The organism is Silanimonas sp. (assembly GCF_044377035.1).
In the GTDB taxonomy this organism is placed as follows: domain Bacteria; phylum Pseudomonadota; class Gammaproteobacteria; order Xanthomonadales; family Xanthomonadaceae; genus Silanimonas.
In genome coordinates, this window is the sequence record NZ_JBILJW010000019.1 from 61,015 (window position 1) to 71,130 (window position 10,116).

A 10,116-nucleotide genomic window follows, 5' to 3' on the forward strand; every position below is an offset into this window, starting at 1 on the left:
GCGAACGAGCCTGCATTGAACGACACGACCCTGCCGGCCGCGCTGGCCGACCAGCCGCTCGCCCGCGTCGACCGCGACGGCGTCCGCTACACCCTGCTCGGCACCGCGCATGTCTCGAAGGAGAGCGTGGCCGCCGTCGAGACCGCGCTGGCCAGCGGCGCCTTCGATGTCATCGCCGTCGAGCTTGATCCCGCGCGCCATCGGGCGCTGACCGATCCGAACGCGCTGGCCAAGCTCGACCTCGTGCAGGCCATCAAGTCCGGCAAGGCCGGGCTGCTGGCCGCGAACCTCGCCCTCGCCGCCTACCAGCGCCGCCTCTCGGAGCAGTTGGGCGTCGAGCCCGGAGCAGAGCTGAAAGCCGCCGCCGTCGGCGCCACCGCGCGGGGCTTGCCGATGGTGCTGATCGATCGCGACATCGGGCTCACCTTCAAGCGCGCCTGGGGCCGGCTCGGCTTCTGGAAGCGCTCGATGCTGGGTGCCGGGCTGTTCACCAGCCTGATCGTCGACGAGAAGGTCGAAGACGACGCCATCGAGAAGCTCAAGCAGGGCGACGTGCTGGAAGCGAGCTTCGCCGAGTTCGCCGGGCAGAGCCCCGAGCTCTTCGAAGCGGTCATCGCCGAACGCGACCGCTACATGGCCGCCAAGCTGCGCGAGGCCGGCGCGGCACATCCCGGCAAGCACGTGCTTGCCGTGGTCGGTGCGGGCCATCTGGCCGGCCTGACGGCCGCCCTTGAAACCGGCACCGCCGCACCCGCCGCGCAGATCGCCGAACTCGAAGGCCTGCCCAAGGACGAGGGCCTGCCGTGGTTCACCATTGTCCTCGTCGGCCTGCTGCTGGGCGGCTTCGCCTGGGGCTGGCACCAGGGCGGCATCGAAACCGGCGGCATGGTGCTGCTGCAGTGGGCGGCGATCACCGCCGCGGGCGGCGCGCTGGGCTGCCTCGCGGCTGGCGGGCATCCCTTGAGCATCCTCGCCGCCGCGCTGGCCTCGCCGATCACGCCCCTGCACCCGGCGCTGGCCTCGGGCACGGTCAGCGCGCTGGTCGAGGCCTGGGTGCGCAAGCCGGATTACGCCGACTTCCTCGCCCTGCGCGACGACACGCGGACCTTGCGCGGCTGGTGGAAGAACCGCGTGGCACGCACGCTGCTGAACTTCTTCCTCACCTCGGTGGGCACCGCCTTGGCCATTTGGGCGGCAGGCGCCGGCATGATCGCCACGCTGCTCTGAGCGGACCGCGCGCACGCGTGTCCGCGCCACGGCGCATGAGTTCGACACCGGAAGTGATTTGACGGCTCGACGGCGCTGCGCTCCACTCGGGAGCCCGCCCTTCGAGTGCCGCTGGTGTCCGAGCCCGTCGCCCTGCCCCGCTGGAAACGCGCCGTCCTCAAGGTCGGCAGCAACTTGATCGCGCCCGGCGGGCAGCGGCTTTCCACGCGGCACCTGCTGTCGATCGCGCGCTTCATCGCCGAAGCCCGCGCCGATGATCGCGAGGTCGTGCTCGTCTCCTCCGGCGCCGTCGCCGCCGGGCGCGCACTGCTGGGCTCGCTGGATGCGCCCGCGCTCCCCGCGAAGCAGGCGCTCGCGGCGCTCGGACAGCCGCGCATGTTCGACGCCTGGGCCCGCCTGCTCGACGTGCCGTGCGCACAGGTACTGCTGGCTTTCGACGACCTGCAGAACCGCCGCCGCTTCGTCAATGCCAAGAACACGCTGCGCGAGCTGCTGCGCGCTGGCGTGCTGCCGATCATCAACGAGAACGATTCGGTGGCCGTCGACGAGCTCCGCCTCGGCGACAACGACAACCTCGCCGCCCACGTGGCGGTGCTGGTCGAAGCCGACCTGCTGGTGATCCTTTCCGACATCGACGGTCTGTACGACGCCGATCCGCGCAAAGTGCCGACTGCGATGCGCATCGCGCGCGTGGCCGCCATTGACGACGCGGTGTTCGCGCTCGCCGGCGGCGCCGGCTCAGCGGTCGGTACGGGCGGCATGCGCACCAAGCTGGAAGCCGCCGCGAAGGCGACGGCTCGCGGCATCCCGACCGTCATTGCGCACGGCGGGAAGGCGGAGGCGCTCGAAGCCCTCGGCCGCGACGAGTGCCCGGGCACCCTCTTCGAGCCCACGGCGACACCGGCCAGCGCCAAGGAGCATTGGATGCGCCACGCACTGGCGAGCCAAGGCCAACTGCATGTCGATGCCGGGGCACTACGCGCACTGAAGGAGCGCGGCGCGTCCCTGCTTCCGGCCGGCGTCCGCGGGGTCGAGGGCGCGTTCCGTGCCGGCGATGCCGTCGAAGTGCGGGTGGAGGGCGACGCGCGGCCCTTCGCCAAGGGCATCGCGCAATACGATGCCTCCGAATTGCGGCGCGTGCTGGGCAAACCGAGCGCTGAGTTGCCGGCCCTGCTCGGCTACGAAGGCCCCGAGACCGTGATCCACCGCGACGACCTGGTGCTGCTGTGACCCCCGACGAAACCCGACTCATCCGCCGCTGTGCGGAAGCCTCGCGCGCCGCTGCGCGCCGCCTCGCCGCGAGCGACGCCGCCACCCGCACTGCGGCGCTCGACGCTATCGCGCTCGCCCTCGAGGCTCGGGAGGCCAGCGTGCTCGCAGCCAATGCGAAGGATCTCGAGGCGGCCGGCGCGGCGGGCCTGTCGACCGCGATGCAGGATCGCCTTCGGCTCGACCCCGCACGCTTCGCCGCACTGGTCGCCGCCGTGCGCGCCGTGAACGCGCTGCCCGATCCACTGGGCGGGATCGAATGGCAGGCGCCGCGCGCCGATGGCCTCGAGATCGGGCGGATGCGCGCACCGCTCGGTGCCATTGCGATGATCTACGAATCGCGCCCGAACGTGACCGTCGATGCCGCAGTGCTCTGCCTCAAGTCCGGAAACGCCTGCGTGCTGCGCGGCGGCCGGGAGGCGGCGCACAGCAATGCCGCGCTCATCGAGGCCGTACAGGCCGGCTTGCAGGCCGTCGGCCTGCCGGTCGATGCGGCGGTGCTGGTGCCGGTGTTCGAACGCGCCGCCATCGCCGAACTGTTGAAGCATGACGACTGCCTCGCGCTGGTGATCCCGCGCGGCGGCGAAGGCTTGATCCGGCATGTCGCCGAGGTCAGCCGCGTGCCGGTCATCCGCCACTACAAGGGCGTTTGCCACCTGTACGTCGAAGCCAGCGCCGACCTCGACGCCGCGCTCCACCTCGCCATCGACGGCAAGTGCGCGCGTCCTTCCGCATGCAATGCCTTGGAGACGCTGCTGGTCGACGCCAGCGTGGCAGGCGCTTTCCTGCCACGCGTTGGCGAGGCGCTTCGCGCTCGCGGTGTCACGCTGCGCGCCTGCCCGCGCGCCGTCCCGCTGCTGCCTTCGGCCGAGGCCGCGACGCCCGACGACTGGGACGCCGAATACCTCGAACTCGTCATCGCAGTGAAGGTCGTGAACGGCTTCGAAGAGGCGCTCGTGCACATTGCCGCGCACGGCTCTCAGCACACCGAGGCCATCGCCACGCAGGACGATGCACTGGCGGCCCGCTTCCAGCGCGAGGTCGACGCCTCGGCGGTGATGGTCAACGCATCCACCCGCTTCAACGATGGCGGCGAACTGGGCCTGGGCGCCGAGATCGGCATCTCGACGACCAAGTTGCACGCCTACGGTCCGATGGGGCTCGAATCCCTCACCACCCTCAAGTGGATGGTGCGCGGCGCGGGGCATACCCGCGCTCCCGTCCACTGACGCGGCCCCGGGAGAACCGGGGCTCGCGCCGGGCCCTCAGTGGGCGGTACCGATCTCGCGCACGCCAGCCCACTCGCGGGCACGACGGAACGCGGCACCGCTCCAGTTCCCGACGTCGTCGAGGATCGCGTAGATCGTCGGCAGGAAGACCAGGCTGACGACCGTCGAGAAGATCAGGCCACCGACGATGGCTCGGGCCATCGGGTAGTAGCCCGGGCCATCGCCGCCGATCTGCGCACCGCCGAGCGTCAGCGGAATCATGCCGAGGATCGTCGTGCCCATCGTCATCAGGATGGGCCGCAGGCGTTCGCGACTGCCCTCCACCAGTGCATCGAGGCGGCTGTAGCCCTCCCGGCGCAGGTTGTTGATGTGCTCGATCATCACGATGCCGTTGTTCACCACCACGCCCATCAGCACCAGGATGCCGATCGCCGCCATGATCGTGAACGTGGTGTTGGTGATCACGAAGAACCAGAACACGCCGAAGGCCGAGAACACGATGCTGCTCATGATCGCCAACGGGTACAGCAAGGACTCGAATAGCGCAGCCATGATGATGAAGATCATGATCATGGCGATGAGCGTGTTGAAGGCCATCTGCGTACCGGCCTCGTCATTCCGCTGGAAATCGCCACCAAAACTGAAGCCGTAGCCAGGCGGGAACGTCACCTTGGCGAGCACTTCGGTCATGGCCTTGCGGGCGTCCTCGTTGGTTTGCTTGTCGCCGAGGTTGGCCGCGATATTGAGCGATGTCCGGCGGTTCTCCCGATTGATCTGCCCGGCACCGCGCTCGATGTCCACCTTCACCATCGACATCAGCGGCACGCGGCTGCCGTCTGGACGCGTCAGCTGCAACGACTGCAGGTCCTGCACACGGAACTTCTCCGCGCCAGCGAAGCGCGCCCACACCGGCACCTCCTCGCCGCCACCGCGGAACTCGCGAAGCGGCGTACCGCGAAGCGCGATGCCGATGTACTGCGCCACTTCCTGGGCGGAGAACCCGTAGGCCGCGGCGCGATCGCGATCCACGCTGACGCGAACCTCGCTGGTCTCGTCGCCGGTATCGATACGGACATCGCGGAGTTCCGGGCGACGGGCAAGCACGGGAACGATCTGCTCGGCGAGCAGCATCAGCTCCTCGTTCGAATCCCCATTCAGCGAGACACGGACGCCCTCGTTCTGGCCGCCGCCGCCGCCACCACCCGGGCCACCGCCGCCCTCGATGCCGATCTCGGCCAGCGCGGACTTGGGCAGGATCTTGCGAATCGCTTCCTGCAGTTCCTCGGTCGGAAGCAGGTCGCCCTCCGACTTCAAGGTCACGTCGATGCCGCCCCAACCCCGCTCGCTGTAGACCGTGTAGATCTGCTCGATCTGCAGCTCTTCGCGCTTGGCGTCGAGAACCTCCTCCACCTTGAGCATCTCGCCGAGCATCTGGTCGAGGCTGTAGGAGCCGCGCCAGTCGAAATAGATGTCGATCTCGCGGCCGGCGTCGTTCTTGAACATGTCGACCTTCATCAACCCGGTCGCGGCAGGAACGATGCTGAGGATGATGATCAGGACGATACCGAACACCGACCAACCGCGATGCTCGAGCGACCAACGCAGGCCATCGGCGTAACGGCGGGTGAGCCACGGGACGAAGCCCGTAGTCAGGCCCAGCGCCGGCGGCGTGGCCACCTTGGCCGAAAGCATCGGGATCAGGCTCACCGCCACCAGCCACGAGGCCAGCAACGAGATGGTGATCGTCGCCGCGACCTGGCCGAGGAAGATGCTGATCTGGTTGACGTCGCCGAACAGGTTCGGCACGAACACGATGATGCTCGTCAGCGTGCCGGCGCTGATCGCCAGCTGCACGCTGCGCGTGCCCTCGATCGCGCAGCGATACGGATCATTCGGATACTTCTCGCGGTACTGGTAGATGCTCTCCACCACCACGACCGCGTTGTCCACCAGCATGCCGAGCCCGAGCAGCAGACCCATCATGGTGAGGATGTTCAACGTCAGGCCCATGAAGTACATGATGCCCAGCGTCATCACGATGCAGACCGGGATGGCGAGCGTCACCATCAGGGTGCTCGGCCAGTGGCGCAGGAAGTAGAACAGGATGAAGATCGAGAGCAGGCAGCCGACGATGCCGGCTTCCGTCAGCTCGAAGATCGAGCTCTTCACCGATTCGGCCTGATCGTCCGCGATGAGCACCTGGATGCCGCGCAACTCCGGCGCTTTCTCGATCTCCACCATCTCGCGCAGCACATCCCGCGACATCTGCACGAGGTTGGCGTCGGCCTCGCGCTGGATGTCGATACCCACCGCCGGGCGGCCGTCGAGGCGGCGGCCGAAATCGGCGCGCTGCGGCTTCAGCACCACGTCGGCGATGTCGGAAAGCTTCAGGCCCCGGTCGTTCAGGACAAGGTTGCGCAACTCGTCGAGATCACGGATCTCGCCCACCGGCTGCACGCGGATGCGGCGTAGGCCGTCATCGATACTGCCGGCCGACACGGAGAAGTTCACCGCGCGGAGCCGCATCGCCAGATCGTTCAGCGCGACGTTGTGGGCCCCGAGGCGCACGGGGTCGATCGCGACCTCGACCTCCGGCGCTTCCACGCCGATGATGTCGACGCGCGCCACCCCGGGGATGCGCTCGATGCGACGCTTGAACAGGCGCTCCAGCATCGCGTATTCGTTGCGCAAGTCGCGATCGCTGGTGAAGCGCAGGCGCAGCACCGGCTCGTCCGTCGTCGAGAACTTCATGACGAAGTAGCGCTGGAAGTCGTCCGGAAGGTCCGTACGAATCGCATCGATGCGGTCGCGCGCCTCGCTCGCGGCGATGTTGGTATCGCGCGCCCAGTCGTCGAACTCGAGGAAGATTCCGCCGCCATCGCCACGGGCGTTCGACCACATGTTCTTGACGCCGGAGAGCGTCGCCAACGCCTCCTCGGCCGGCCGAACGATCGTGCGCTCCACTTCTTCCGGTGATGCGCCGGCGTACGGCAACTCGATGTAGATGAACGGCGCCGTGAGGGCTGGGAACTGCTCGAGCGGCAGCTTGAAGGCGGCGATCAGCCCCAAGACCATCAGCGAGATGTAGAACATGATCGCCGACACCGGACGGCGCAGGCTGATCTCCGCAAGGCTCATGACTGCGACTCCCCGACCAGCTTGCCGATCAGACCGATCTGCTTGTTGCGCTCACCCTCGGCCTTCCAGGACTCGTCACTGCTGCGATCGAGCAGCTTGTACATCACCGGGATGACGACCAGGGTCAGCAGGGTGGAAACCGTGAGTCCGCCGATGACCGTGATCGCCATCGGCGCCTTCACCTCGGCACCGTCGCCGCCGAAGAAGGCCAGTGGCGCGAAGCCGAACAGCGTCGTCAGGGTCGTCATGACGATGGGGCGCAGGCGCGAGTACGAGCCCTCCACCAGCGCGTCGACCTTGCTCAGGCCCTCGAGGCGCAGCTGGTTCACCTTGTCGACCAGCACGATGGCGTTCTTCACCACGATGCCGACGAGCAAGATCAACCCGATGAACACCACCACCGACACCGGAGAACCGGACAGTACGAGGGCGAGCACAGCGCCGACCACGGCCAACGGGATGGTGAAGAGGATGACGAAGGGGTGCAGCAGCGACTCGAACTGCGAGGCCATCACCAGGTAGACGAGGAAGATGGCGAGGCCGAAGGCGAACATTAGCGACTGCAGCGAACGTCCCAGCTCCTCGCTCTGTCCGCCAAAGGCGAGGCGGAGGTCGGCACCCAACGGATTGGCGTCGACGAGCTTGTTCACTTCCTGCACCGCCGTGCCCAGGTCGATGTCGCGCAGGTTTGCCGAAATGATGGCCACGCGGGTCTGGTCGACGCGATTGATCTCGCCGGGCCCGATGGTCTCGACGACTTCAGCCACCGCCGACAACGGCACCGGACGCTCGCTCTGCGGGTTGACGATCAGGTCGCGGATCTCGGCGACCGACGCGCGATCCGCCTCCTGTGCACGCACCAGCACGTCGATCTTGCGGTCGCGGAAGCTGTAGCGGGTGGCGACTTCTCCGCGCACCTTGCGCACGACTTCGTCGGCGATCTGGCGCGTGGTCAGGCCGAGCGCGGCGGCCCGTTCCTGGTCGAAGCGGATCTGCACCTCGGGGAAGCCCTGCTCCACCGTCGACTTGACGTCGGCGAAGTGCGGGGACGCCTTCATCAGATCGGTGAGCTTTCGCCCAGCCGCCTCGAGCTCGACGAGGTCGGTTCCACGGATCTCGATTTCCAGAGGCGTCGAAAGGCTCACCAGCTCCGGGCGGCTGAACTTCACCTCGACATCCGGATAGCCGGCCATGAAGCCGCGCAGGTCGTCGGTGAGTGCCGCTTCCGTGGTGCGGCTGTAGCCCTGGCCCAGCACGATCGAGACGCGCGCGATGTTCTCGCCCGATTCGGTCGGATTGGCATCGAGGCGCGTGCCCGTTCCGCTGACGCCGAACAACGCCTTGATGCGGTCGTCGTCGTCGAACTGGCCCTGCACCGCCGCGACAAGGCGGTCGGTGTCCTGGAGCTGGGTGCCGGCGGGCAGCTTCGCGGTCATGTCGAAGCGGTCCTGGGCCAGCTGCGGGATCAGGTCGGTGCCCAGCGTCGTCGCCATGCCCAGCGAGAGCAGGAAGGCCGCACCGGCCGAGCCGAGCACCAGCGCGGGATTCCGCAGGGCCGCGGGGAGGATCCGATGGCGGTAGGCCTCGGCAGCGGCTTCGTAAGGACGCAGGACGAATTCACCCACCTTGGCGACGCCGGGCAAGACGAAGGTGGTGAACCCGCGCCACACCAGCAGTGCGGCGCGAACCGCGAGCAGCGTGAGGAAGGTCAAGGCCCACCACAGCAACTTGAAGGGCGCAGCGAGCAGCACGAGCACGCCTCCGGCAAGGGCCGACAGTCCGCCCGGGCGACGCGCCACCATGCTGGCGTAGGGCGCAGCGAAGCGCTCACCGGCCTCGGCAATGCTGCGCGGCGGGCGCACCAAGCCCGGCTCACTCTCCACCGGGAAGCTCATCGGCGCCGTCGCCTTCAACGAACTGAGCATCGGGATCAGGGTCAGCGCGATCACCATCGAGATCAGCAGCGCGATCGAGACGGTCAGCGCCTGGTCCCTGAACAGCTGGCCGGCAACGCCCTCCACGAACACCAGCGGCAGGAACACCGCGACGGTCGTCAGGGTGGTCGCCACCACGGGCATGCCCACTTCCTTGGTACCGACGATGGCCGCCTCGAGCACGCCGAGGCCTTTCTCCCGGGCCTTGGCGATGTTCTCGAGCACGACGATCGAGTCGTCGACCACCATGCCGGTCGCCAGTGCGAGGCCGGCCAGCGACATCACGTTGAGCGAGAGGTCGAGCTGTCCCATGAAGAAGAAGGTGGCGATGATCGACACCGGGAGCGACAGCGAAATGACGAAGGTGCTCCAGCCGTCGCGGAGGAAGAAGAAGATGATCAGGATGGCGAACAGGCCACCCATCACCGCTTCCTTCTGCACTTCGCTAAGGGCCGAACCGATGAAGACCGACTGGTCCTCGACGGTGCGCATGGTCAGGCCATCGACCGTGTACTGCCCCGGCACGGTGGCGACCTGCGGCGGGCCGCGGCGCCCACCCTCGGCACCGGGCGTGCGCGGCGCGGTCTCGCGCTCCATGTCACGCAGGGCCTGCTTGATGGCGTCGGCTACCGCGACGGTGTTGGCATCGCCTTCCTTGTACAGCGCAACCTCGACCGCCTCGGACGAACCGATGCGGATGATGGCCTCGCGCTCCTTGTTGCCCTGCTCCACCGTGGCGACGTCGCGCAGATGGATCGGCACGCCGTTGAGCGTGGTGATCAGCATGTCGCGCATCTGCTGCAGGTTGGCGAACTGGTTCACCGTCCGCACCAGGTAGCGCTGCGAGCCTTCCTCGATGCGGCCGCCGGAGACGTTGACGTTCTCCTGCTGCAGGCGCTGCACCACGACGTTGATGTCGAGGTTCAGCTGCGCCAGCTTGTTCTGGTCGATCAGCACCTGGACTTCATCTTCGAGACCGCCGCCCACCTTCACCGCGGCGACACCCGGCACCGGCTCGAGGCGGCGCTTCAGCGTCTCCTCGGCGTAGCGGCGGAGATTCATCAGCTCCTGCGGCGTGGCCTGCGCGCTGGAGGCCGCGATGGCAAGCCGCATGATCGGCTGGGTGCTCGGGTTGAAGCGCAGCAGCACCGGCGGCTTCACTTCCAGCGGCAGCTGCAGGAGTTCCAGCTTGTCGCGGACCTCAAGGCTGGCCTGGTCCATGTCGGTGCCCCAGGCGAATTCGAGCACGACGTCGCTCTGCCCGGTGCGCGAAACGGACTTCAGCTTGCGCAGGTTTTTGACCACGCCCACGGCCTGCT

General features: G+C 67.8%; 5 protein-coding genes. 3 read left to right on the top strand and 2 right to left on the bottom strand.

Translation table 11 applies throughout. The annotated features are described in order from the left end of the window. Window positions 1–15: 15 nt before the first annotated feature. The 3 genes from ACIQ6S_RS11265 to ACIQ6S_RS11275 all read left to right on the top strand — a co-directional run bounded on the left by ACIQ6S_RS11265 (window position 16) and on the right by ACIQ6S_RS11275 (window position 3,725). On the top strand, window positions 16–1,227 hold the full coding sequence (locus ACIQ6S_RS11265; protein WP_397608452.1) for a TraB/GumN family protein: 1,212 nt from the start codon (window positions 16–18) through the stop codon (window positions 1,225–1,227). 114 nt (window positions 1,228–1,341) lie between these two features. Continuing rightward, on the top strand, window positions 1,342–2,457 hold the full coding sequence (gene proB, locus ACIQ6S_RS11270; RefSeq protein ID WP_397608453.1) for a glutamate 5-kinase: 1,116 nt from the start codon (window positions 1,342–1,344) through the stop codon (window positions 2,455–2,457). Next, window positions 2,454–3,725 carry a glutamate-5-semialdehyde dehydrogenase gene (locus ACIQ6S_RS11275; RefSeq protein ID WP_297866330.1) on the top strand — a complete coding sequence of 424 codons (1,272 nt, stop codon included), beginning with the start codon at window positions 2,454–2,456 and terminating at the stop codon, window positions 3,723–3,725. Before proB ends, ACIQ6S_RS11275 begins: the two co-directional genes overlap by 4 nt. A 36-nt stretch (window positions 3,726–3,761) precedes the next feature. Here ACIQ6S_RS11275 and ACIQ6S_RS11280 read toward each other — a convergent pair whose 3' ends face one another. Both ACIQ6S_RS11280 and ACIQ6S_RS11285 read right to left on the bottom strand, forming a co-directional pair. After that, window positions 3,762–6,863, bottom strand: coding sequence for an efflux RND transporter permease subunit (locus tag ACIQ6S_RS11280; protein ID WP_397608454.1), 3,102 nt, complete (start codon window positions 6,861–6,863; stop codon window positions 3,762–3,764). After that, window positions 6,860–10,116, bottom strand: a 3,257-nt coding sequence (locus ACIQ6S_RS11285; RefSeq protein WP_397608455.1) for an efflux RND transporter permease subunit, incomplete at its 5' end; no start/stop codon positions are given. The genes ACIQ6S_RS11280 and ACIQ6S_RS11285, both read right to left, overlap by 4 nt.

Bases quoted from the DNA above. Each gene is read 5' to 3' on its own strand.
- ACIQ6S_RS11280 (WP_397608454.1), bottom strand. From the start codon at position 6,863: ATGAGCCTTGCGGAGATCAGCCTGCGCCGTCCGGTGTCGGCGATCATG.